Here is a 24,828-nt window from a genome sequence, read left to right on the forward strand (position 1 = left end):
AAAGTATGAGTTTTTTTTAAATATTACATTTTAGCAGGGCTTTTTGAACAATAATTCGGCAAATCGTTTAAACTTTTACTTATACCTATTATATAAGCTATTTTAAAATGTTAAAGTAATTCTGCCATCTTGTCACATTTTAGAATTTAGTACTATCTTTGCAATTCGAACCATTCGGAAAGAAATACACGAATACGTATTATGGAAAAGATTATTGAAGAGCAAAAACAAGGAACAAGCCTTGTTTTAGACCAAAAAGAAGGAAATTCAAAAAAATTATTCATCGAGAGCTACGGTTGTCAAATGAATTTTTCGGATAGTGAAATTGTAGCTTCTATTCTAACCAATGAAGGCTATAACACCACTCAAAACTTAGAAGAAGCCGATTTAGTTTTGGTCAACACTTGTTCGATTCGCGATAAAGCAGAGCAAACTATTCGCAAACGTTTGGAAAAATATAATGCAGTAAAAAAAATAAACCCTTCTATGAAGGTGGGTGTTTTAGGCTGTATGGCAGAACGTTTGAAAGACAAATTTCTTGAAGAAGAAAAAATTGTTGATATGGTAGTAGGTCCCGATGCCTATAAAGACATTCCAAACTTATTAAAAGAAGTAGAAGAAGGTCGTGATGCTATCAATGTTATTCTTTCCAAAGAAGAAACTTACGGTGATATTCAACCAGTACGTTTGAGCAGTAATGGTATAACCGCATTTGTGTCCATTACCCGTGGTTGCGACAACATGTGTACTTTCTGTGTAGTACCTTTTACTCGTGGTAGAGAACGTAGCCGTGAACCACAAAGTATATTAGAAGAAATTCAAGACTTAGTAAACAGAGGTTTTAAAGAAGTAACACTACTTGGACAAAATGTAGACAGTTATTTATGGTACGGAGGTGGCTTGAAAAAGGATTTTGACAAAGCTACGGATATGCAAAAAGCGACTTCAGTTGACTTTGCACAATTACTAGATATGTGTGCTACGCAATTTCCAAAAATGCGTTTCCGTTTCTCTACGTCAAACCCACAAGACATGCATCTTGAAGTTATTGAAACTATGGCAAAGCACCATAACATCTGTAACTATATTCACTTACCAGTACAATCGGGAAGTACTCGTATTTTAAAAGAAATGAATCGTCAACATACGCGTGAAGAATATATGGCGTTAATTGACAATATATATCGTATTATCCCAGACATTTCTCTATCACAAGATATGATTTCTGGTTTCCCAACTGAAACAGAGGAAGACCACCAAGATACTTTATCATTGATGGAATATGTAAAATACGACTTTGGTTTCATGTTTGCTTATTCAGAACGTCCAGGCACTTTAGCTGCTCGTAAAATGGAAGATGACGTTCCGGAAGAAGTTAAAAAAAGACGTTTGAACGAAATCATCGACTTACAACAAAAACACGGTTTAGAAAGAACACAGCGTTTTGTAGGACAAGTAGTTGAAGTTCTTATCGAAAAAGATTCAAAACGTTCGGATAAACATTGGTCTGGAAGAAATTCTCAAAATACTGTTGTTGTTTTCCCTAAAGAAAACTATAAACCAGGCGATTTTGTGAATGTAAAAATTACAGATTGTACCGCTGCTACCTTGATAGGTGAAGCAGTTGGGTATTCGGAAATAATGAACTAACATTAAATGGAGACAGTACAAGCCGTAAAACAACGATTTGAAATCATTGGGAACGACCCAAAACTAAACCGTGCTATAGAAAAAGCCATTCAAGTAGCACCTACTGATATTTCGGTATTGGTAACTGGCGAAAGCGGTGTTGGTAAGGAGAGTATTCCAAAAATCATACATTCCCTTTCACACCGAAAGCACGGCAAATATATTGCTGTAAACTGTGGTGCAATTCCAGAAGGAACTATCGACAGCGAACTTTTCGGTCACGAAAAAGGTGCTTTTACGGGAGCAACTTCTACCCGTGAAGGGTATTTTGAAGTTGCAGATGGCGGTACTATTTTTCTAGACGAAGTAGGTGAACTTCCACTTACTACTCAAGTACGTTTGTTACGTGTTTTGGAAAATGGAGAATTCATTAAAGTAGGTTCTTCACAAGTACAAAAAACTAATGTGCGCATCGTAGCTGCAACAAACGTAAATATGTTTGAGGCTATCGAAAAAGGTAAGTTTCGTGAAGATTTGTACTACCGTTTGAGTACTGTTGAAATTGCTTTACCACCTTTGCGCGAACGTAAAGAAGATATCCATTTACTCTTTAGAAAATTTGCAGCCGATTTTGCACACAAATATAAAATGCCTCCTATTAAGTTGGATGCGCAAGCAGTAGAACATTTAATTCGTTACCGTTGGAGTGGTAATATTCGTCAATTACGAAATATAGCAGAGCAAATTTCGGTTTTGGAAACCAACAGAGATATTTCTGTTGCTACTTTACAGCACTATCTCCCTTCTGAAGGTTCAAATCTTCCATCTGTAATTAGTACTAAAAAAGCGGAAGGTGATTTTAGTAATGAAAGAGAGATTTTATACAAAGTGCTTTTTGACATGAAAGCCGACTTAAATGACTTGAAGAAATTGACCATGGAGCTGATGCAAAGTGGTTCTTCAGCAAAAGTTCAAGAGACCAATAAAAATTTAATTCAGCGAATTTATGGTCAAAACGAGGAGAATGTTATCTTTGATAAAGAACCAAAAGCGGAAATAATTCCGGTTTCCAATCAAATTGAACCAATTGAACAAGAGGATTTTGAAGATGATTTGGATGATGAAAATTATCTTTTTGCTGAAACAATTGAAGAGGAAGAAACTTTAAGCTTAGAAGCTAAGGAAATTGAATTGATCAAAAAGGCATTGGAACGCAACAAAGGAAAACGTAAAGCGGCAGCAGACGAACTGGGAATATCAGAACGAACATTGTATCGCAAAATAAAACAATATGATTTATAAATGAAATCAATTTTAAAATTAGTAGTCTTAACTTTACTTTTAAGTTTAAGTAGCTGCAAATATTACAACTTTACAGGAACGGGAAAAATTGATGCTGAAACCTTTCAAGTCAATTATTTTCAAAATAATGCAGAATTAGTAGAGCCAGGAATTGAGCGTACTTTTACAATACAATTACAAGAAATTATACAAAATCAAACCAGCTTAAACTTAGTTTCTCAAGGTGGTGATTTATTATACGAAGGGGAAGTTATAGAATACCGCATTACACCGATGACTGCTACAGCGGACCAACGGGCGGCACAAAACAGACTTACCATTACGGTTATGGTTCGTTTTACGAACAAAAACAAAGAAGAAGATGATTTTGAAAAGCGTTTTTCGTTCTTCCACGATTATCCTGCAAACGAGCAAATGACTGGAACAAGACTTACAACAGCGCTAGATGAGATTTTTACCCGTATAACACAAGACATATTTAACGAATCACTTGCAAAGTGGTAAGCAATCGCTTTTTATTTTGAATAGTACCGAATTAACATATTTACTCAACAAACCAGAAGCTTTAAACCAGCAGCAAACTTCTGCTTTGGAAATGGTATTATTACAATATCCATTTCTGCAAAGTGCACGTGCATTATTGTTAAAAGGGCTTTACAATCAAAGCAGCTTTCGATATAACTATGAATTAAAAAAAACAGCGGCTCACACAACTGACAGAGCTGTTCTATTTGACTTCATTACCTCCGAAAAATTTGCAACGCTTCAAAAAAGCACTGTAGCGGAACAAGAAAAAACAATCAACAATATCCCCGTTAAGGAAGGTTTAACGATTGAAATAATAACACCACTACAAAAAAACGCTTTAAAATCAGAAATCAAGGATAGCGTTGACGCATTAGAAATTGAACAAACAATCCCTGAAATTTCTGAAATTCAAGAAGCACTAGTTGAGAAAGAATTTGAAGACATTATTGTTTCAGAAGAACCTGAAGAAGTCCTAAACCCAATTGAAGAAGCATTAGAAATTGGCAAACCATTAGACTTCAACCAAGCGGAAAAACATTCCTTTCAAGAATGGTTACAATTGACCCAATTTAAACCGATTGAACGTCAAGATGAAGAAATTACACCTCAAATTGATGAAGAAAAATCAAAAAAATTAGAATTAATTGATAAATTTATTGAGGCAAATCCGAAAATTCCGGCTATAAAAGAAGCGGTTAAAACACCTGTCAATGTCAGTAAAAGCGTTGAAGAACCTACACATTTGATGACCGAAACCTTAGCAAAGGTGTTTTTGGAACAAAAAAAATATCAACGTGCTATACAAGCATATGAAATTTTAATTTTGAAATATCCAGAAAAAAGTACTTTCTTTGCAGACCGAATAAAAAATATAAAAGATTTACAACAAAATAATAATAACTAGATTATGTTTACAGGATTTTTAATTGCAATAACAATTGTTTGTTTCTTATTAATTTTAGCTATCATGGTTCAAAACCCAAAAGGAGGAGGATTATCTTCTACATTTGGTAGTTCTGCACAAATTGGTGGTGTACAAAAAACAAGTGACTTTTTAGACAAAAGTACTTGGACACTAGGTGGTATTTTAATTGCTTTAATTTTATTATCATCTTTAGCTTTCAACACTGGTTCAAACACTGGTTCAAAAGTTTTAACAGGAGAAGAAACACCTGCAATGCCAACAACAGAAATTTCTACAACTCCAGAAGCACAACAAGAAGCTGTTGAAACTGCTACGGAAACAGCAACAGAAGAAGCAGCTCAATAATTTGAGTCTAAATATATCACAAAAATGCCAGCATGTCAGTGCTGGCATTTTTAGTATAAGCAAAAATGTCAGAAATTCGCTTTGGCACAATTTCTGAAAAATAATGAAACATCAAAATAACAAATAAAATTAAAGATACTATGTCATTAAACATTAAACCAATTTCAGATCGCGTAGTGATTGAGCCAATGGCTGCAGAAACTACAACTGCTTCAGGAATTATTATCCCAGACACAGCAAAAGAAAAACCACAAAAGGGAACTGTTGTTGCTGTAGGTAATGGTAAGAAAGATTATACCATGTCAGTTAAAACGGGAGATGTTGTACTTTACGGAAAGTACGCTGGCACAGAATTCAAATATGAAGGTAAAGATTACCTAATCATGAGAGAAGAAGAAATTTACGCAATTCTTTAATCGGCAAGGAAATTTTAAACTTTTAAAAACTAAAACAACAAAAGAAAATGGCAAAAGATATTAAATTTGATATAGAAGCACGTGATGGACTTAAGCGTGGTGTTGACGCATTAGCAAATGCAGTAAAAGTAACTTTAGGACCAAAAGGTAGAAATGTAATAATTTCAAAATCGTTTGGTGGACCAACTGTGACTAAAGATGGTGTTTCAGTAGCGAAAGAAATTGAACTAGAAGACCCTCTTGAAAACATGGGAGCTCAAATGGTAAAAGAAGTAGCTTCTAAAACAAATGACATTGCTGGTGATGGTACTACTACAGCAACTGTATTAGCGCAAGCTATTGTAAAAGAAGGATTGAAGAACGTTGCGGCAGGTGCAAATCCTATGGATCTCAAAAGAGGTATCGACAAAGCTGTTGAGGCTTTAGTAGAAGATTTAGGAAAACAAACTGTTGCTGTGGGTGATTCTTCAGAAAAAATCAAACAAGTAGCTTCAATTTCTGCAAACAACGACGAAACTATTGGTGAATTAATTGCTACAGCTTTTGGAAAAGTTGGAAAAGAAGGTGTTATCACTGTTGAAGAAGCAAAAGGAACTGATACTTATGTTGACGTTGTGGAAGGTATGCAATTTGACAGAGGATTCCTTTCTCCATATTTTGTAACCAATGCTGATAAAATGATTGCTGAATTAGACAATCCTTATATCTTATTATTCGACAAAAAAATATCAAACTTACAAGAGTTATTACCTATACTTGAGCCAGTGGCACAATCAGGTCGTCCTCTTTTAATTATTGCAGAAGATGTTGATGGACAAGCATTGGCAACATTGGTAGTAAACAAATTAAGAGGTGGTTTAAAAATTGCTGCTGTAAAAGCTCCAGGATTTGGAGACAGAAGAAAAGCTATGCTTGAAGATATCGCTATTTTAACAGGTGGTATTGTAATTGCAGAAGAAAGTGGTTATTCATTAGAAAACGCTACTTTAGACATGCTTGGAACAGCTGAAAACGTAACTATTGACAAAGACAATACTACAATTGTAAATGGTGCTGGTGATGCTGAAAACATTAAAGCAAGAGTAAACCAAATTAAAGCGCAAGTTGAAACTACAACTTCAGATTACGATAGAGAAAAACTTCAAGAGCGTTTGGCTAAATTAGCTGGAGGTGTAGCCGTATTGTACGTAGGTGCTGCTTCTGAAGTTGAAATGAAAGAGAAAAAAGACAGAGTTGACGATGCTTTACATGCTACTCGTGCAGCTGTAGAAGAAGGAATTGTTGCTGGTGGTGGAGTTGCATTAGTGAGAGCTAAAGCAGTTTTAGCCAACTTAAAAGCTGAAAACGCTGATGAAGCAACAGGAATTCAAATTATCAACAGAGCTGTTGAAGCACCTTTAAGAACTATTGTAGAAAATGCAGGCGGAGAAGGATCTGTAGTTATTGCAAAAGTATTAGAAGGTGATAAAGATTTCGGTTTCAATGCTAAAACAGGTGAATATGTTGAAATGCTAAAAGCAGGAATCATCGATCCTAAAAAAGTAACACGTGTAGCACTTGAAAATGCTGCTTCAGTTTCTGGAATGATTTTAACAACTGAATGTGCTTTAATCGATATTAAAGAAGACTCTCCAGCTATGCCAATGGGTGGAGGAATGCCTGGTATGATGTAATATCATAGCTGACTTATAAAATAAAAAATCCGATTAGATAACTAATCGGATTTTTTTATTATCATCTACGCAACCTTTTTGGTTTTATAAGACTTAATAATAAATCATAAAAAAATGTCTTATGAAAAATACTTTTCTAGCTAGCACCTTTTTATTCATAATAACAATCTTAACTATAAATGGTTGTAGTGACTATGACGATAATTTAAAAGTAATACAACTAGAAGATCTGATTCAAAAGGACTCTGAATTGTTTACAGTAATACAAAAAAGTGTAAAAAACACAACGGAAGAAAGTGAAGTATGTGTAGAATTCGTCTATCCTATTGTAGTATTTGAGTATGATTCAAATTTGACAATTATACAAAATCACAACATCTTCAATGATGATGACATGATGGATTTACTAAACAATTTATCTGTCAACAATTCCATAAGTATCAGTTACCCTATCAATACAACCTTAAACAATGGAAGTGTCTTTTCAATTAATAATAATGATGAATTATTAGCCAACTTAAAAGAATGTTATCAAGAAACAACAATTGAAGAATGCAATGATATTTGTTTTCCTATAAGCGCAGACAAATGCTTTTGGAAGGTACAGTTTAATGAAGATAACAACAATACATTTTACTTAAGTTCTTTTGAAAGTAGAAACAATGGCGCTTTTTATTTCTATCATGACAATGAAATTTTAGAAGCAACTTGGATATTCTTATTCATTGAAGACAACTTACATTTAAATATAAATATTGAAGGTCAAAATTCTGCTACTGCTGCTTGGAATTTTAATTGGCTTGTTGAATATATTGATGAATCAACAATACATTTAATAAATCTTCAAGGAAATCAATTTAAAGTACAAAAAACCTGCACTAGTACAACACCATATATTGTTGGAGAAGAAGGTCCTTCAGGAGGCATAACGCTATATGACAAAGGAGAATACAGTAATGGATGGCGCTACATAGAAGTAGCACCAGACTACCTAACAACAATTACTTTGCAATGGGGTTGCGATACCAATAACATTGCAAACACAGACAACACAGAATTAGGCGAAGGGTTAATCAACACAAAAAACATTGTCAATTATCACCATTCTAATAATTTCTATCTAAATCCTTCAATATGTTCATCTCTAAACAATGGTAGCGTTGCTGCGTTTGAAGTAGGAATGTATGAATTGAACAATTACACCGACTGGATATTACCATCAAACGAAGAATGTATTTTAATTCATAATACCATAAATAATATTGGCGCAAGTTTAATTTTAACTAACTTTTGGAGCTCAACTGAAAATTCAGTAACAAATGCGTATTTCTTTAATATGAATACGCAAGATGTTGACACAATGATAAAAAGTGATGTATCCATAAAAACTTTACCAATCCGTTACTTTTAATTTTGAATTTAGATCAATTAGTAAAACGCTGTAGCAAGCAAGACATCAAAGCGCAAGAGGAATTATACAATCTGTATAAAGTTCCCCTCTTTGCGCTTTGTCTAAAATATTGTTCCAATTCATCTGAAGCAGAAGACAACCTACACGATTCATTCATTGAAATTTTTGCCACAATAAAAAAGTTCAACGGAAAAGGAAGTTTTGAAGGATGGATGAAAAGAATAACAATTAACAAAGCTATCACTAAATATAAAAAAAGCTATTCATTAGTCCCTATTAAAGACGACTATAAAGATGAAATATCAATAGATGAAGAAGTAGTAGATATCCCATTGAACGATATTTTAAAACACGTTCAAAATTTACCGCATCAATATCGCTTGGTTTTCAATCTTTATGAATTGGAAGATTATTCCCACAAAGAAATTGCATGCATGTTATCTATTTCTGAAAGTGCTTCAAAATCAAATTTGCATCGAGCAAAAGCAAAACTTAAAGAACAACTACTTCTTCAAAAGAACATCCAAACAAAGAAAAGCAATGGAAAATAATACTGAAATTGGTAAACTTTTAAAAAGCAAACTATCAAACTTGGACGAATCTCCGAATGACTTAGTATGGAAAAACATTGAAGAAACATTACATAAGAAAAGAAAAAAAAGATATATAATGCTCCTTTTCTTCAGTTTATTAGGAATTGGATTGGGTTCGTCACTTTTTATGATATACCATTTTTCAAACAAACAAGATCAATTTAATCCAAATGCTTTACAAAAATCAAATATCAAAACCGTGATAAACTCTCACTATACAGAAGAAGATTCAGCAACAATAAATTTTTCAAAAGCTATAACACCAAAAAATAAGCACGATGACAATGCTACTGATAACAATACTACTAATGAGAAAACTTTAGATGATTTTAAAAATAGCGTAATTACAGCCAATCAAACAAAATCTCCAAATAAAAATAACAGTTCGAATAACAATGTGGTTCTAAATTCAAAATCCTCTAGAAGCAAAAAAGGTTTTAAAACAAATTCAAGTCTTGCTATTAACCGCAACACAAAATCAGCAAAAGAAAACTTATATACTGAAGAATCAGACTTTAGAAACAGTTCAAATTTTACGGATTTGAGTCAAACAAACAGTAAAATTTTAAATCCTATTGAAACGGATAGTATTGCTGATGTATTAGTTGAAAATAAAACTATCGAAGAAGAGAATAATACTAATGAAAAAGTAAAAGAGTTAGTTAAAAGCGATACCGATTCAATTTCCAAAAAAGGATTTGGCAATCTATCAATTACAGTCTATTATGGTCCATCCTATTTCAATACTTTTTCCAATCAATCATTATTAAATAATGCGTTTAACGGTATTGAAACACTAAGCAAAGTTTCATCAACTTATGGATTCTATATCAAAACCACTAAAGAGATTCATAATTTCAGTCTTGGCTTTTCTATTACGAACAATCGTATTGAAAACAAATTAGAAAGCAACAAAAATTTCCCGAGCTTTAATGATATCGATTTAAATTCTGACTTAAATGTAAATGACATCAATAATGCTTTAAACAACTCGAATAACAATAAACTGTATCAAGAATTTTCATATTATAATCTTAATTTTAATTATTACCGCAAGCTCTTGCAGCTAAATAAACTTAAGATAGAAGCTATTGCCGGGGTAAGTTTCAATTATCTAGATAATAACAAACTGTTACTATCGACTGATTTAAATAGTAAACGAAACATAGGTTCAGCATCAAACTTTATGAAAGCAAACGCTACGTTTAATACTGGATTAGGGTTTGACTATAGTATTTCTAAAAAATTTAGCATCACTATAAATCCAATGTTTAACTTCTATTTAACTCCTGTAAACACACATAGAAGAACAAATCCATACAATATTTCAATTCAACCAGGAATCAGTTATAAATTCTAATTTAAAAATCATCAACCAACTATCATAAAATAAAAAACTCCCAATTTCGTGGGAGTTTTTTAGTATTACTATCTTTCATATTGACAACAGCCGTGAAGTTTATTATAATCTTCCTCTGTAGCTTTTATTTTGCCTGCATCGTGTCCCGCTTTTGCAATTGCTTTTTGCACATCTTCTGCTGAACATTTTCTCTCATCAATGATTAAATGCATATCCTTATGATCAATATTCCAATCGGCACTTTTAACTCCAGGAACTGAAAATGCTGCTTTTTCAATGCGCTTTTTACACATTTCACAATTTCCATTTACCGAAAACTCCACCTGCTTATTCTTATTTAGTTTTTGTTTCTCTTGTGCAAAACCCGTTAAGGATAAAAAGGAAACCATCACTAATACGATAAAATTTTTCATTTTTTTTAATTTATTTAAAGTTACTTATTTAATCTTAAAACGCAAACCTGCATAGTACATCTGTCCAAAAACAGGTCCGTATATCATACTACTATCAAAATATGAGCCAAAAGGATTTTCTGCACTTACAATAGCATTTTTTTGTTTGTAATTTCCAATATTCTCCCCTCCTACATACACTTCAAAAGTACTAGAAAAAGTTCTGGTTACCTGCGCATTTACAACTGCAAAAGAAGGCGCATACTCTGCTAAACGGTATTCAGGCAAATTGCTTGATGTATTAGGCAAGCGTTGCTTACCTAACCAGTTATAGGTTGCATCAAACTTCCATTGTTGCCCTTTTTCTTTAATGTGCGTTTCAAAGGCTACATTAGTAAAGAAACGATGTTTCGCTTGTAAAGCACGTTGCAACTGTCCAGTAGTATATTGTGTTTGCACATCATAATATTTATATGCCGATTTAACATTAAAATGCCTAAATGGCTCAATACTAAACTCTGCCTGAAAAGAATTGGCAAAACTTTTCCCTTCCAAATTATAGAACAACACTTGTTGTGGACTGAAATCCAAATCAACTACTGCTTGATTTTCAAAATCGGTACGGTAATAATCCAATACAATCTCTGAATCTGCCCCAAACAATTTAAAGGATTGAATAAAACTCAAACCGTAATTCCAAGCAATTTCTGTGTTTAAACCGTACAACTTCCCATCTGTATTCAAGATGTTGAAATTACGTGAAGAAGCAAATAACTGCTGATTTTCTGCAAAAATATTAGCTGCTCTTTTTCCTCTTCCTGCCGAAACGCGCAACACAGCCTCTTTCCATGGGTTATAACGAATATGCATACGTGGTGTTACGAATGTCCCCAAACGATTGTGATTGTCCACACGAGCGCCTGCAACCAAGCTGAAATTATCTAAATTGTCATATGTGTATTCAAAAAAAGCACCAACAGAATTGTCGATTCTTGAAAAATCATTGCTAAAGTTTAAAACTACATTTTCATCATATTTGTCATAAGCAAAGTTAATCCCTGTTGTAAACTTATTTTTGGTATTGGAAATAATAGAGTTAAACAACAAATTGGAATAATAACTTTTCTGATGAATATTATATTGGTTTAATCCAAAATAAGAATCTTGCTTGTGTGATTGAAATGAATTTTGAAAACCTATACTTTGGTAAGGCATATCTGGGAAAACATATCCTGTTTTATTTGACAATTCAATTTTTTCCGTATTGATTTCGCTTCCCCAAGCATTAGTCGTTAATCTATCAGTATCCGGATTGAAAGATACCTGCCCCGATTGCTTATCATCGCGCATGTAACGCACGTTTAAAAAACTTACCAATCCATTTGCAGCATCACTATACTGCCAACGATTCAAGATATTAATTTGTTTTCCAATTGGATTATCTAAAAAACCATCATCGTTCATATCATTCTTACCCTGTCTGGTATTTCCATGAACAAATAATGAGGAACTCAATTTATCCGAGTATTTTTGATTGAAATGCGTATTTAATTCGAATCTACTATCCATCGAACCGTAAGCATTTAAAAAGAATGGAATATCTGTAGCTGGTTTTAACAATTCGTAGTTAATTTGGCCTGAAATACTTTCATAACCATTAATTACACTCCCCGCTCCTTTTGTAATTTGAATACTTTCCACCCAAGTACCTGGTACAAAAGACAAACCATATGCTTGTGAAGCACCTCGTACTGATGGGATATTTTCTTCAGCTATTAAAATATAAGGACTTGTTAAACCTAACATTTTTATCTGCCTATTACCCGTAACTGCATCTGAAAAATTGACATCGATAGACGGGTTAGTACTAAAACTCTCTGAAAGATTACAACAAGCCGCTTTCAACAACTCTTTTTGCCCCATAGTTTGCACATTGGTTGCTTCAAAATGAGAATGTTCCGTTGACTTTTTAGTCTTAGCTACAGTAACCTCCTTTAAATTGGTAACTGCTTCTAATTGCACAAACAAAGGTGCATTTGAAGTAACATCTACTCGTTTGGTTTGATAACCGATGTAGCTTACTATTAAACTTGTAGATTCTTCTGATTTTACAAGAGTAAAATTTCCCTCAAAATCTGTTGTTGCACCAACAGTTGTGTTTTGCCAAAAAACATTGGCCCCTAATAAAGGTTCGTTATTTTCATCTACTATTTTTCCTTTAATTTCGTCTTGTGCTTGAAGTAACGACGTGAAAAACAATAGCAATAACGCTATATTTTTATTCATGAAATTAATTTTAATGTTCTGATTTTATTTAAAAAACTAAAAAAACAACATTAAAATTATGCGTAAAATACCAATTGACAGTATAATTTGTAGAAAGGTGGCGCATTGGAATCGCAATAGAAATCTATCATTTGATTGCTATCAACAGAAGCAACCGAATTAAAATTTGCTCCCCAATTCAATTCACCAACTATAAAACTATGAAGGTCTAATTGAAGTGATTTTACCAGAATATTATCTGATTTTTTCTCCAATTTCACAACCTTGTCTGAACAGCATTTTTTATGATTATTTTCAGCAGCACAACAAGAAGTTATTGGTGCATCACAAGTTTCTGAAAATTCATAATTTACCGATACTGATGCAATTTTATTTTGGCAATAATGTACATTAAAAGCCAATCCTAAATTTGAAAATAGGATAAATAAAGCTAAAAGTACAGATGTGCCTTTTCTGAATTGCATGCCGCAAAAATATAAAAGTAAATCAATTATTACGTTAAGATTATTCTAAATTTCAACAACTTCACCTAAAAATGGAACATCACAATCCACATTATACTTTTCGACAATCTTCGATTTCAAGGTTTGTGCGGCTTCTGGTTCTCCATGTACTAAAAAAACTTTTTTAGGATTATGCTCTATTTCGCTTAACCAATTAAGCAAATCATTTTGATCACCATGAGCAGAAAGCCCATCTATTAAATGAACAGCAGCTTTAACGGCTATCATCTTTCCGTACATTTTAATTTCAGTTGCGCCTTCTAATAATTTTTGTCCTCTAGTACCTTCCGCCTGATAACCTACCAATGCAACTAAATTATTAGCATCACCCAAATAACGCTCCAAATACGACAAAACTCTTCCCCCGGTAACCATTCCACTAGCCGCAATTACTACCTTGGGGTGTTTATCATAAATCGTTTCAATGGTATCTCTGAAGTCCGAAATTATGGTAAACATTCCACACATTTGTTCACATTGTTCAAAATTCAACTTATGCCAACTCCTATTTTCCTGAAAAACTTGCAAAACATTTACCCCCATCGGAGTATCAATGATGTAAGGAATATCCGGAATTCTATCTTGCAACTTAAGTTGCCAAAGCAAATACATTACTGTTTGAACACGTTCCACAGCAAAACTTGGAATCACTACGTTTCCACCTCTTTGAAAGGTGTTATTGATTAATATTTCTAAATCAAACAAAGGATTACTATTGGTATGCAAACGATTTCCATAAGTACTTTCCAAGAAAACATAATCCGCAACTTTTGGCTTAACCGTTGGATACAACAATACATCATCATCTTGACCAATATCCCCTGAAAAAACAAGTATTTTACCTTCCACTTGAACCGAAATAGAACAAGCCCCTAAAATATGTGAGGCATAAAAAAATGAAAATGAAAAATCTTCAGACAATACTACAGGAACATCTTTATCAACTACTCGCAATAATGGAAAAACCTGCTCTGCATCATGTACCGTATACAAAGGCAACGCAGGATGATGCTTGGAATAAAACTCTTCATTTGCTTTTTGTGCTTCTTCTTCTTGAATTTTAGCACTATCTAAGAGAATCAACTTAGCAATTTCTTTGGTGGGAGCCGTACAAAAAATCTTTCCTTTAAAACCTTGTTCAACTAGTTTTGGCAACCAACCACAATGATCCAGATGCCCATGTGTCAACAAAACAAAATCAATTTTAGAAGCATCAAAGCCTAAAGGTTCCCGATTGCGCAATCGTAACTCCTTAACACCTTGAAACATTCCGCAATCAATTAAAACATTTAAGTTTTCCGATTCTATCAAAGTTTTTGAACCTGTTACAGTTCCTGCTCCTCCTAAAAAATGTATTTTCATACCTAATGATTTAAAATTTCTTCACACTCCTTCATCACATTCTTAACTCTAGATTGACTTAATTTCAACTTAGCAAATCCATCTTTGTTATGCAACAAATTGTAAACTGTTAAAATATTTTGAAGTAGTAAAATTTCTTTTTCTGCCATCGTTAAAGTAGTAAGGCAAGTTATAGGGTAAACATTATACTTACTCACCAAATCTTTTAAACCACTTTGTGGTGGATAATCCCAACTCATTAGATTTAAATTGGAACATGTCCCAAACTTTATTGCTTCTGAGGTAAACCTGTTATTGGTCACTAACCAACATTTTGAAATTTGATTTTTATCTCCAAAAAAATTATACGTATTCCCTTTTACATCATTAAACCGTGACAAAATATACATCGGCACTTTCACATCGGTTTTAGTTTCCTGACTACCATGAAACTTACACTCTATCATAGCAATATGATTATCTTTTTTTATTACGACATCCAACTCGTGGCTTGTGCAACTTCCTTCAACAACAATATTGGTTTGCGATTGACACCCCTGTAATTCAAAAATACGAGCAATGAATTTTTCAAAATGAAAACCTGCAGGCCCTAATGCCATGATTCCTTTCTTTAAACTGTATCGCGCTGCATGAGCTTTTGAACTCGATTTAAGCTTTTGAAAGGCCAAGCGGTAAATTTTTCTAGAAGTAATGCCATCATAAAATTGAGATTCTATATCATCAATTATATCATTTGCTTTATCAAGTGTAGCACCTGAAGCTAATAAAGAACGAATCAGTTTCTCTTTGTTAAAAGCAACTACTTCGCCTGAGTTCTTTTTAACCTTCATAATTCAAAATTGAATTACTAAGTTACGATTTATTCATCATCTTTTGATAGAAAAGTGCTGGTACAAAAAGAAGTAGCGGAATTGGCTGTATCAAAAAGCGTCTAAAATAAAACAACACTAAATAATCAGGAGATTCTGCATTTAATAACAGAAAAGCGAAAACAAGAATCAATAAAACATAAAGACCCAAATAAACCCAACACAGAAAAACAAGCTGGGCTTTATCTTTAAAAATAATATATACAATTCCTAATGAAAGTAGAGTATTCATAAAGTAACGCAAACTGATATTCAAAAACAATTTTGCACTTTCAAAATTGGGCAAGTTTTGATTTTGGTAATTCCCTTTAAAAAACAACATCAAAGGGTCATAAAACAGTTGCTTTTCAAACACACGAATTCCAATCAGTAAAACGAGTAGCAGAAAAACTAAAATTCTGCAAAATTGTTTGTTATTGAGTAACTTTTCCATATGCTGAAATTTTCATGACCCAAATTATCCATAGTAAAAAAACAACACCATAAATAAACAAAGGAAAAATTACATCATGTAAAAGCTCTTCATATTCTGGATAATAAAACAATGCGGGTATTAAAATTACTATTCGAGTTATATTAAGCAAATAAATTAAAGTTACCCCTATTAATATAAAAAGAGAAGTTTTTTTAAACCCAGAAGAAAAAGCAAAAACAAAAGCGGCGAACAAAATCATAACACTTACAGCATTACAACCTTCAATTATTCTACAAATACGTTCTCCTTTAAAAACGACACTCATAGCAGGCTCTGACTCAAGTGGTATTGAAGTTACATCAAACTCAAAATAATGCAGAAGTCCTACCACCTGTTCTGATAGTCTAGTTGTAATTCCATCGACTTCGTTATTATCCGTATCATAACTATTCAAATACAGTTTATACCCTCCTGTTATCAACAGATAGAAAAGTATAAACTTGGTGAGGAAAACAAAAAAGAGTTTATATTGTGTTAAAAAAGTTTTCAAGCAGATTCGTTTGCAACAAAAATATATAATTTTGTGACGAAATAAAAAATAAATAAAATATGAGTTTCGAATCATTAAAACCGGAGGTTTCCGCAATTATTAATAACACAAACGCTAACAGAGACGAGAAACTGAAAGCTATCTGTCAATTATTACACGACAATATTTCGTATTACAATTGGGTTGGTTATTATTTTGCCAATCATGAAACTCAAACTTTACATCTTGGCCCGTATGTAGGCGACACAACAGACCATACTGTAATTCCTTTTGGAAAAGGTATTTGTGGTCAAGTAGCTGTTTCAAATGAAAATTTTGTGGTACCCGATGTAAAAGCACAAGACAACTATATTGCTTGTAGCATTACCGTAAAATCTGAAATTGTAGTTCCACTATTTGTTAATGGACAAAATATTGGACAAATTGATATCGATTCGCATGTTTTAGATCCTTTCACGAATGAAGACGAAGCTTTTTTAGAATTTGTAAATCTTCAAGTGGCAACACTTTTTTAATACCCTTTTAAAAATATTTCGTTTCCCATAATTTAAAATTCATATTAATTATTATCTTTGCACTCGAATTGTAAGACATACAATTCACTGCATAATAATCATTTAAAATAATATTAGCATGTACTTAACTAAAGAAGTTAAAGCGGATATTTTCGCTAAACACGGAGGAAAAGCAGAAAACACTGGATCTGCAGAAGGACAAATCGCATTGTTCACATTCAGAATCAACCACTTAACTGGACACTTAAAACAAAATCGTCACGATTACAACACTGAGCGTTCGTTAGTAAAATTAGTAGGTAAAAGAAGAAGTCTTCTTGACTACTTAAAGAAAAAAGATATCAACAGATATCGTGAGATTATTAAAGAATTAGGAATTAGAAAATAATCAACTAAAGGGGCTTTGTGCCCCTTTTTGTTTTATATCTATCAAATAAAAAAGTTTGGTTTTTCATTGGGTTTCACACAACTACACAACAACACAACGACCCTTTGTTTAATTAAGAATTAAAAAAATTATGATTCCAAAAGTATTCCAAGAAGTTATCGATTTAGGTGACGGAAGAAGCATCTCTATCGAAACTGGAAAATTAGCCAAACAAGCAGATGGTTCTGTAGTTGTTCGAATGGGAGACGCTATGTTATTGGCAACTGCCGTTTCTGCAAGAACAGCAAACCCAGGGGTAGACTTTTTACCTTTAACAGTAGATTATCGCGAAAAATTTGCTGCAGCTGGACGTTTCCCAGGTGGTTTCTTCAAAAGAGAAGCACGTCCTAGCGACAGTGAAGTATTAACAATGCGTCTTGTTGACCGTGTTTTACGCCCACTTTTCCCAGATGATTATCATGCAGAAACTCAAGTTATGATTCAGTTAATGTCTCATGACGACAATGTAATGCCAGATGCATTAGCTGGTTTAGCCGCTTCAGCCGCTTTAGCAGTGTCTGACATTCCATTTTACAATTTAATTTCTGAAGTACGTGTTGCACGTGTTAACGGAAATTTCATTATCAACCCTAGTAGAGAAGAATTAGAGCAATCTGACATCGATATGATGATTGGAGCTTCAATGGATTCTGTAGCAATGGTTGAAGGTGAAATGAAAGAAATTTCAGAAGCCGAAATGATTGAAGCAATTAAATTTGCACACGAAGCAATCAAACTTCAAATTCAAGCTCAAGAAAGATTAAGAGCTGCAATTGGCGCTCCTGCTTACAGAGAATACGAAGGTGAAGCAGAAGATGAAGCAGTTTACGCAAAAATTAAAGCATTTGCTTACGACAAATATTATGCTGTAGCACAAGAAGCTTCTGCTAAAAGCGAAAGAAGTGAAAAATTTGCAGCAATTAAAGAAGAAATCAAAGCATTATTCAGCGAAGAAGATCATGCAGAAAATGCTGACTTAGCTGAATTAATCAACAAATACATTTACAAAACTCAAAAAGAGGCTGTTCGTAACGTAATTCTTGAAAAAGGAACACGTTTAGATGGTAGAAAAACAACTGAAATTCGTCCAATTTGGTGCGAGGTGGATTATTTACCTTCTACACACGGATCTGCAATCTTTACACGTGGAGAAACGCAAGCATTAGCAACTGTCACTCTAGGAACGTCAAGAGAAGCAAACCAAATTGACTTACCATCTGAACAAGGAGAAGAAACGTTCTATTTACACTACAACTTCCCTCCTTTCTCAACTGGAGAAGCAAAACCTTTAAGAGGTACATCTCGTAGAGAAGTAGGTCACGGAAATTTAGCACAACGTGCACTTAAAAATATGATTCCTGCTGACTGTCCTTATACTGTACGTGTCGTTTCTGAAGTTTTAGAATCTAATGGTTCTTCTTCTATGGCAACAGTATGTTCTGGGACATTAGCTATGATGGATGCAGGTATCCAAATGATTAAACCTGTTTCAGGAATTGCAATGGGATTAATCACAGACGGTAACAACTTTGCAGTATTATCAGATATTTTAGGAGACGAAGACCACTTAGGAGACATGGACTTTAAAGTAACGGGTACTGCAGACGGGATTACAGCTTGCCAAATGGATATCAAAATTGACGGATTACGTTATGATATTATGGAACAAGCTTTAGGTCAAGCACGTGAGGGACGCTTACATATCTTAGGAAAAATCACGGAAACTTTAGCACAACCAAGAGCTGAGGTTAAACCTAAAGCTCCAAAAATTATTACTAGAACAATTCCTGGTGCTTTCATTGGTGCATTGATTGGTCCTGGTGGAAAAGTTATCCAAGAATTACAAAAAGCTACAGGTACAACTATCGTTATCAACGAAGTTGACGAGCAAGGAGTTGTTGAAATTTTAGGTACTAGTCCAGAAGGCATCGCTGCTGTATTGGCTAAAATTGATTCAATCGTGTTCAAACCAGAGATTGGAGAAGCATACGAAGTAAAAGTAGTAAAAATGCTAGATTTTGGTGCTGTAGTTGAATACACTAAAGCTCCAGGAAATGAAGTTTTATTACACGTATCTGAGTTAGCTTGGGAGCGTACAGAAAACGTTTCTGACGTTGTTAAAATGGGAGATGTATTCCAAGTTAAGTACTTAGGAATTGACCCTAAAACACGTAAAGAAAAAGTATCTCGTAAACAATTATTACCTCGTCCACCAAGAGAAGAGAAAAAAATTGAAAAGAAAGATAATACCCAAGGTTAATTTGCAATATAATTAATTCACTAAAAGGTTCTATTTGTATTAAATAGAACCTTTTTATTTCAAATATTTTTTTTTATTTTTTGTAACTTTTTTTCAACTTGATACGTATAACAAACTGAACACTTAATTTAAGAGGGATAATTTAGATGAGACAGCTTAAAATTACAAAGCAGGTAACCAACCGTGAGACTGCTTCCTTAGACAAATATTTACAAGAGATAGGGAAAGTAGACTTAATTACAGCCGATGAAGAGGTAGAATTAGCACAACGCATAAAAGCAGGTGATCAAAGAGCACTTGAAAAATTAACGAAAGCAAATTTACGTTTCGTTGTGTCTGTAGCAAAGCAATACCAAAATCAAGGGCTTACCCTTCCAGATTTAATTAACGAAGGAAATTTAGGTCTTATTAAAGCTGCACAACGTTTTGATGAAACGCGTGGTTTCAAATTCATTTCGTATGCTGTTTGGTGGATTCGTCAATCTATTTTACAGGCCTTAGCAGAGCAATCTCGTATTGTTCGTTTGCCTCTAAACAAAATTGGCTCTATAAATAAAATCAACAAAATGTATGCGCTTTTAGAGCAATCTAGTGAGCGTGCTCCTTCTGCTGAAGAAATTGCAAAAGAACTTGACATGACCGTTAATGACGTTAAAGAGTCCATGAAAAATTCTGGCCGTCATTTATCAATGGATGCTCCTCTTGTTGAAGGTGAAGATTCAAACTTATACGACGTATTACGTTCAGGAGAATCTCCAAATCCAGATAGAGAGTTAATTCACGAGTCTTTACAAACTGAAATTGAAAGAGCGTTAGAGACATTAACTCCTAGAGAGGCAGATGTTGTTCGTTTATATTTTGGTTTAGGCGACCAACACCCAATGACTTTAGAAGAAATTGGAGAAACTTTCGATTTAACTCGCGAGCGTGTTCGTCAAATTAAAGAGAAAGCAATTAGACGATTAAAACATACTTCTAGAAGTAAAATATTAAAAACATATTTAGGATAAACCCTAAATTACAATAACAACAGTTTCAATAACTGTTCGTTTTTTGATTGATGATTGAAACCTCGGCTGATTACCGAGGTTTTGTTTTTTAAAAGGCAAACAAAAACCTCAGTCTGTTCGCTTCGCTCGGGTTTCCGTGGTTTTGTTTTTAGATAGAATTTAAGAAAACAAGACCTAATTGTAAATTAAGATATTTTTAATACAATCAAACAAACCATATTAACAGATATATTTATCTTTGTACAATAAAATTACAATCTGAACCGGAATCAGATAAAAACAACACAACAACAATGAAAAACACACTTATAGCGCCTTCTGTATTAGCCGCAGATTTTGCGAACTTACAACGTGATATTGAAATGGTCAATCAAAGTGAAGCCGATTGGTTTCACATTGATATTATGGATGGTGTTTTCGTACCTAATATCTCTTTTGGAATGCCAGTTTTACAAGCAATTTCAAAACATGCTACCAAAACAATTGACGTTCACTTAATGATAGTAGATCCTGATCGTTATATCAGTACATTTAAAAAATTAGGCGCTGATATTCTTACCGTTCACTACGAAGCTTGCACCCATTTACACCGTTCCCTACAAGCCATGAAAGCTGAAGGCATGAAAGCTGGTGTTGCCATCAACCCACACACCAATGTAAGTTTACTAGAAGACGTTATAAATGATATTGACTTAGTATGTATCATGAGTGTAAATCCAGGTTTTGGAGGACAATCTTTTATTGAAAACACCTATAAAAAAGTAAAACAATTAAAAGAAATTATCACGCGCAATGGCGCTTCTACATTAATTGAAATTGATGGCGGTGTAACCAATAAAAACGCAAAACAACTAGCAGATGCAGGGGCTGATGTACTTGTAGCCGGAAGCTATGTTTTCGGAGCGGAAAACCCGACTGCAACAATAGCCGATTTGAAAAAAATTACACAATAAAAAAAGCTCCTGATGGAGCTTTTTTTAATATTGATCAATTAAATATTTTATCAAGTCTGTAGTTGTGACTATACCCACTAATAATTGACCTTCTACAACCGGTAAGGCATGAAACTCATTGGATGCTAAAATTTCAGCTGCCTGTTTAATTGTTGTGTTTGTATCGATGGTAACCAAATTTTTTGCCATTACTTGTTCAACTGTAAACATATTATAAACCGTTGCATCTACAACTTCAGCGTCATCATCAACAGCATCTACAAAAGATATTCGAAGCAAATCAGTATAACTCAACATACCAATTATTTTATTTCCATTAACAACTGGTATATGTCGTATATGATGTTTTTTAAACAAATATTCTGCCTTGGTTAAATCATCAGTTAAATTTAGTTTTATGACGTTTTTAGTCATAATTGTAGTAACTGCTACTTTTTGTTTCATGGCATAACTATTTTAATGATACACTACAAAGTTAGCACTATGTTTTATCAGATAAAAAACATAAATCATTGATAATTAGCATATTTTTACGTATTTTATACCGCCTCTGTATAATTAATCATTACCTTCACTTGTTCGAAAAGTTCTGGGAATTCCATTTTAAACTGCTGTGGGGTTTCAAAAAAGTGTTCTAATATTACTGCTATAAATTCAAATTCATTAGTGTAAGCATAAATTCTAAAGTAATTAGAATTTATCAAACGTTTATAATTCGCAGGGTGCTTAACTTGTGCAATAATATCTTCATAAGTAGCTGCAAAAATAGTAGCGGATGTATCTGTATTTTTTAGCCCTTGAAAATGAAGTGCATGAGAAAACTCGTGTAATCCTAAATTTAAATTATCGTTACCAATTTCGTAACCTTCCAGAAAATGTTTCCAAGAAAAAACAATTGCACGCATCATGGGGTTAAATTCACCTTTATGGTATTGATCATTCAATTGAGAATAATAAATATCAGGATAAATGATCACTTTCTCTATTACAGTAAGACGGTAATTACGCAAACCAAAAGTCAGCATAGTAGCCGTAGCTGCAATTAAAACCCTCATCTCATCGGTCACCTCTAATCCATCTTTTCCATAGAAAGCATAACTTTCTAAAAAATCGGCTACACGATGCTCAAAATACCCTTTTTTCTTTTTGGGTAATTTTTTATAAAAATCAAATCGTTGGTTTAATATCTGAAGTTCGTTTAACTTTAAATTTTTTGGAAATGGATAAAAATGAACATACATCGGCTTTCGAAAAACAAAAGCATAAATAGGTTCAACAACAACATTATAGGCGAAAAGGCCGAGAAAAATAAGTCCTAAAAAAATTAAAAAATAAGTCACGTTAAAATATTGAGGCAAACGAAAATAAGAAATTGTTTTATAAAAATATTATATTTAAGATTAAAATTTAATAAAAAAAGGAGTCCAACTCCTTTTTGATTTGACAATTCAAATATGTCATTAAAAATATATAAACAATTCCTTATTCTTGATGATTGGTACGAGAAAGTTTTATTGTTCTACCTCCATTAACTTTACCCACTAATGAGTCATTAGTCAATTTAGTAACTTCTAGCACCGCTTCGTTATACATACCAGAAATAGGAACAATTCTTATTGAAGTATCTGTTTCCCAACCCCAAGTACCAATGCCTGGTCCAAGACCATAATCGCTACCCTCTTGCCTATAATCATCTTCATTCCCAAAATAATAACCATGATACAATTGTGGTTCATTCTCTCCTCTGTACCACCAACCGTAAATTTTTGATTGAGTTACTCCAGAATCACTACTTGAATCATCATCCTTAGAACAAGATTGTAAACTTAACATCGCTAACAGAATTAAGCATAATTTACTTTTCATATTTTATAAAATTAAATTTACCTACTTTCAGATTTTTTAAGTCACTGTTTCGGAAAGTCTGACTATAAGTAAATAAAAATTATTTACTCATATCCAAATATAAAATATTTTTAAATAAAAAATAACTTTTAGGGACTTATGTCAAATTTTAAACAAAAAAATGAAAATTAAATAAAAAAACAACAATTAATGCTTTTACATCATTAAAACAAAAAAATCCTACACTATTTTAAAAAAATCACAAACACAACTTTAGTCTGTTAAAGTAATCTCAAATGCTAATAATCCATAATTTTCAGAATAGGGTTTTGAAAATTGACTACTTAGTTTTTCACTTTTTTGCCATTTTCCACTTCTGTATACCCAACTATTATCGTTATGAGGTATTGGTAAAATTCCTACTCTAGGTTCATAAAGTAATTTTTTAATTTTTTCATTAGAATCCTTTGGTTGAAGTGAAATCCAATGTTTATTCTCCTCAATAATCAGCCATTCATACCCTACAAAAAGACCTGCATCTGGAAACAATATATTTAAATCCGATAAATCAATTTTCACACTCTTAATTCCTTTCTTTGCAATACCTATTATATTTTTTTCATAAAGAAGTTTATCCGGTTGTCCTTCTACCCCAACGGAATAAAATCGAATATTAAACTTTGCATTCTTTACCATACTGTAGGTTTGCAACTTTAGAGCTTTTAAATATGGTGTTTTTACGCAAAGTGAATCAAAATTGAACAATCTAGCGCTAATTTGTGGTACATTATCAGAAGCACTATAAACCCTAACATCAGAATTATTGAATGCTCCAAGTATATTTTCTTTTTTATCTTTACCTCTAGTAACAGTTACTTCATTTAATGTAAATGATGTTGGATTTAAAAAGATTTTGGAAGGCACATTTTCTAAATCTATTTTAGCTGTTTCATAACCCAAACAAGATAAAATTAGAAATTTTCCTCTTGAATCTACTATTTCAAACTCACCATCATTATTACTAGTTGTTCCAATATTTTCATTTTCTATCCAAATATTAACGTATGGTATTGGGGCATTGGAGTTTTTACAGAAAACAACTCCTTTAATTTGTCCAAAAAGAACATTAGAAATAATAAAAAATAGGATTACTAGTAATTTGTTCATATCACATTAATTTAAAAAATTAATCCATAATTCTTACAGAATTATTTAAAAATAAGTCATTTTCTTATATTTTAAATAGGACTGCGTAATAA

At 33.0% G+C, this 24,828-nt stretch carries 26 protein-coding genes; 15 read left to right on the forward strand and 11 right to left on the reverse strand.

Going from position 1 to position 24,828, the window contains the following annotated elements:
* Positions 1-201: 201 nt before the first annotated feature.
* The 10 genes from miaB to ACFS5J_RS06930 all read left to right on the forward strand — a co-directional run bounded on the left by miaB (position 202) and on the right by ACFS5J_RS06930 (position 10,182).
* Complete coding sequence (gene miaB / locus ACFS5J_RS06885) at positions 202-1,650, forward strand: tRNA (N6-isopentenyl adenosine(37)-C2)-methylthiotransferase MiaB (protein WP_379811343.1); 1,449 nt, start codon at positions 202-204, stop codon at positions 1,648-1,650.
* Between the two features lie 6 nt (positions 1,651-1,656).
* Entirely contained in the window at positions 1,657-2,931 is a 1,275-nt protein-coding gene (locus tag ACFS5J_RS06890) for a sigma-54 interaction domain-containing protein (protein WP_379811344.1), read from the forward strand.
* Positions 2,932-3,435: an LPS assembly lipoprotein LptE gene (gene lptE / locus ACFS5J_RS06895; RefSeq protein WP_379811345.1), complete on the forward strand. Its 504-nt coding sequence runs from the start codon at positions 2,932-2,934 to the stop codon at positions 3,433-3,435. It abuts the gene before it with no gap.
* Positions 3,436-3,451: 16 nt separating this feature from the next.
* On the forward strand, positions 3,452-4,363 hold the full coding sequence (locus ACFS5J_RS06900) for a hypothetical protein (protein ID WP_379811346.1): 912 nt from the start codon (positions 3,452-3,454) through the stop codon (positions 4,361-4,363).
* 3 nt (positions 4,364-4,366) lie between these two features.
* On the forward strand, positions 4,367-4,729 hold the full coding sequence (gene secG / locus ACFS5J_RS06905; protein ID WP_379811347.1) for a preprotein translocase subunit SecG: 363 nt from the start codon (positions 4,367-4,369) through the stop codon (positions 4,727-4,729).
* Between the two features lie 140 nt (positions 4,730-4,869).
* Positions 4,870-5,145 carry a co-chaperone GroES gene (locus ACFS5J_RS06910; RefSeq protein ID WP_379811348.1) on the forward strand — a complete coding sequence of 92 codons (276 nt, stop codon included), beginning with the start codon at positions 4,870-4,872 and terminating at the stop codon, positions 5,143-5,145.
* Positions 5,146-5,192: 47 nt separating this feature from the next.
* The gene (groL, locus tag ACFS5J_RS06915) at positions 5,193-6,818 is read left to right on the forward strand and encodes a chaperonin GroEL (RefSeq protein ID WP_379811349.1); all 1,626 of its coding nucleotides are present in this window, start codon (positions 5,193-5,195) and stop codon (positions 6,816-6,818) included.
* 121 nt (positions 6,819-6,939) lie between these two features.
* Positions 6,940-8,229: a hypothetical protein gene (locus ACFS5J_RS06920; protein WP_379811350.1), complete on the forward strand. Its 1,290-nt coding sequence runs from the start codon at positions 6,940-6,942 to the stop codon at positions 8,227-8,229.
* Between the two features lie 2 nt (positions 8,230-8,231).
* Positions 8,232-8,780, forward strand: a complete 549-nt coding sequence (locus tag ACFS5J_RS06925; RefSeq protein WP_379811351.1) for an RNA polymerase sigma factor — start codon at positions 8,232-8,234, stop codon at positions 8,778-8,780.
* The gene (locus ACFS5J_RS06930; protein WP_379811352.1) at positions 8,770-10,182 is read left to right on the forward strand and encodes a hypothetical protein; all 1,413 of its coding nucleotides are present in this window, start codon (positions 8,770-8,772) and stop codon (positions 10,180-10,182) included. Before ACFS5J_RS06925 ends, ACFS5J_RS06930 begins: the two co-directional genes overlap by 11 nt.
* A 68-nt stretch (positions 10,183-10,250) precedes the next feature.
* Here ACFS5J_RS06930 and ACFS5J_RS06935 read toward each other — a convergent pair whose 3' ends face one another.
* From ACFS5J_RS06935 to xrtF, 7 genes are read right to left on the reverse strand one after another with little or no spacing between them, the layout of a single operon-like run.
* Positions 10,251-10,595, reverse strand: coding sequence for a heavy-metal-associated domain-containing protein (locus ACFS5J_RS06935; protein ID WP_379811353.1), 345 nt, complete (start codon positions 10,593-10,595; stop codon positions 10,251-10,253).
* Between the two features lie 24 nt (positions 10,596-10,619).
* Positions 10,620-12,860 (reverse strand): TonB-dependent receptor, encoded by a 2,241-nt coding sequence (locus ACFS5J_RS06940; RefSeq protein WP_379811354.1) that lies wholly within the window; start codon positions 12,858-12,860, stop codon positions 10,620-10,622.
* A gap of 56 nt (positions 12,861-12,916) precedes the next feature.
* On the reverse strand, positions 12,917-13,324 hold the full coding sequence (locus ACFS5J_RS06945) for an HYC_CC_PP family protein (RefSeq protein ID WP_379811355.1): 408 nt from the start codon (positions 13,322-13,324) through the stop codon (positions 12,917-12,919).
* A 45-nt stretch (positions 13,325-13,369) separates the two neighbouring features.
* Positions 13,370-14,725 carry an MBL fold metallo-hydrolase RNA specificity domain-containing protein gene (locus ACFS5J_RS06950; RefSeq protein ID WP_379811356.1) on the reverse strand — a complete coding sequence of 452 codons (1,356 nt, stop codon included), beginning with the start codon at positions 14,723-14,725 and terminating at the stop codon, positions 13,370-13,372.
* A 2-nt stretch (positions 14,726-14,727) separates the two neighbouring features.
* Positions 14,728-15,555, reverse strand: coding sequence for an ATP cone domain-containing protein (locus ACFS5J_RS06955; RefSeq protein WP_379811357.1), 828 nt, complete (start codon positions 15,553-15,555; stop codon positions 14,728-14,730).
* A 22-nt stretch (positions 15,556-15,577) separates the two neighbouring features.
* The gene (locus ACFS5J_RS06960; RefSeq protein ID WP_379811358.1) at positions 15,578-16,027 is read right to left on the reverse strand and encodes an exosortase F system-associated membrane protein; all 450 of its coding nucleotides are present in this window, start codon (positions 16,025-16,027) and stop codon (positions 15,578-15,580) included.
* Positions 16,008-16,559, reverse strand: coding sequence for an exosortase family protein XrtF (xrtF, locus tag ACFS5J_RS06965; protein ID WP_379811359.1), 552 nt, complete (start codon positions 16,557-16,559; stop codon positions 16,008-16,010). The genes ACFS5J_RS06960 and xrtF overlap by 20 nt, the downstream gene beginning before the upstream one ends.
* A gap of 59 nt (positions 16,560-16,618) precedes the next feature.
* On the opposite strand from xrtF, the gene ACFS5J_RS06970 reads away from it, so the two are divergent.
* The 5 genes from ACFS5J_RS06970 (at position 16,619) to rpe (ending at position 21,724) form a co-directional block, all read left to right on the forward strand.
* Positions 16,619-17,074, forward strand: coding sequence for a GAF domain-containing protein (locus ACFS5J_RS06970; RefSeq protein ID WP_379811360.1), 456 nt, complete (start codon positions 16,619-16,621; stop codon positions 17,072-17,074).
* Between the two features lie 118 nt (positions 17,075-17,192).
* Positions 17,193-17,462 (forward strand): 30S ribosomal protein S15, encoded by a 270-nt coding sequence (rpsO, locus tag ACFS5J_RS06975; protein WP_379811361.1) that lies wholly within the window; start codon positions 17,193-17,195, stop codon positions 17,460-17,462.
* Positions 17,463-17,592: 130 nt separating this feature from the next.
* Entirely contained in the window at positions 17,593-19,761 is a 2,169-nt protein-coding gene (locus ACFS5J_RS06980) for a polyribonucleotide nucleotidyltransferase (RefSeq protein WP_379811362.1), read from the forward strand.
* 146 nt (positions 19,762-19,907) lie between these two features.
* Positions 19,908-20,771, forward strand: coding sequence for a sigma-70 family RNA polymerase sigma factor (locus tag ACFS5J_RS06985; RefSeq protein WP_045967558.1), 864 nt, complete (start codon positions 19,908-19,910; stop codon positions 20,769-20,771).
* 293 nt (positions 20,772-21,064) lie between these two features.
* A complete protein-coding gene (gene rpe, locus ACFS5J_RS06990; protein WP_379811363.1) occupies positions 21,065-21,724 on the forward strand; it encodes a ribulose-phosphate 3-epimerase in 660 nt (219 codons plus the stop codon).
* 24 nt (positions 21,725-21,748) lie between these two features.
* Here rpe and ACFS5J_RS06995 read toward each other — a convergent pair whose 3' ends face one another.
* The 4 genes from ACFS5J_RS06995 to ACFS5J_RS07010 all read right to left on the reverse strand — a co-directional run bounded on the left by ACFS5J_RS06995 (position 21,749) and on the right by ACFS5J_RS07010 (position 24,736).
* Entirely contained in the window at positions 21,749-22,168 is a 420-nt protein-coding gene (locus ACFS5J_RS06995) for a CBS domain-containing protein (protein ID WP_379811364.1), read from the reverse strand.
* 95 nt (positions 22,169-22,263) lie between these two features.
* Positions 22,264-23,064, reverse strand: coding sequence for a zinc-dependent peptidase (locus ACFS5J_RS07000; RefSeq protein ID WP_379811365.1), 801 nt, complete (start codon positions 23,062-23,064; stop codon positions 22,264-22,266).
* A gap of 142 nt (positions 23,065-23,206) precedes the next feature.
* Positions 23,207-23,590 (reverse strand): hypothetical protein, encoded by a 384-nt coding sequence (locus tag ACFS5J_RS07005; protein WP_379811366.1) that lies wholly within the window; start codon positions 23,588-23,590, stop codon positions 23,207-23,209.
* A 252-nt stretch (positions 23,591-23,842) separates the two neighbouring features.
* Positions 23,843-24,736: a carboxypeptidase-like regulatory domain-containing protein gene (locus ACFS5J_RS07010; protein ID WP_379811367.1), complete on the reverse strand. Its 894-nt coding sequence runs from the start codon at positions 24,734-24,736 to the stop codon at positions 23,843-23,845.
* Between the last annotated feature and the right edge of the window lie 92 nt (positions 24,737-24,828).

It is taken from the genome of Flavobacterium chuncheonense (assembly GCF_042686145.1).
In the GTDB taxonomy this organism is placed as follows: domain Bacteria; phylum Bacteroidota; class Bacteroidia; order Flavobacteriales; family Flavobacteriaceae; genus Flavobacterium; species Flavobacterium chuncheonense.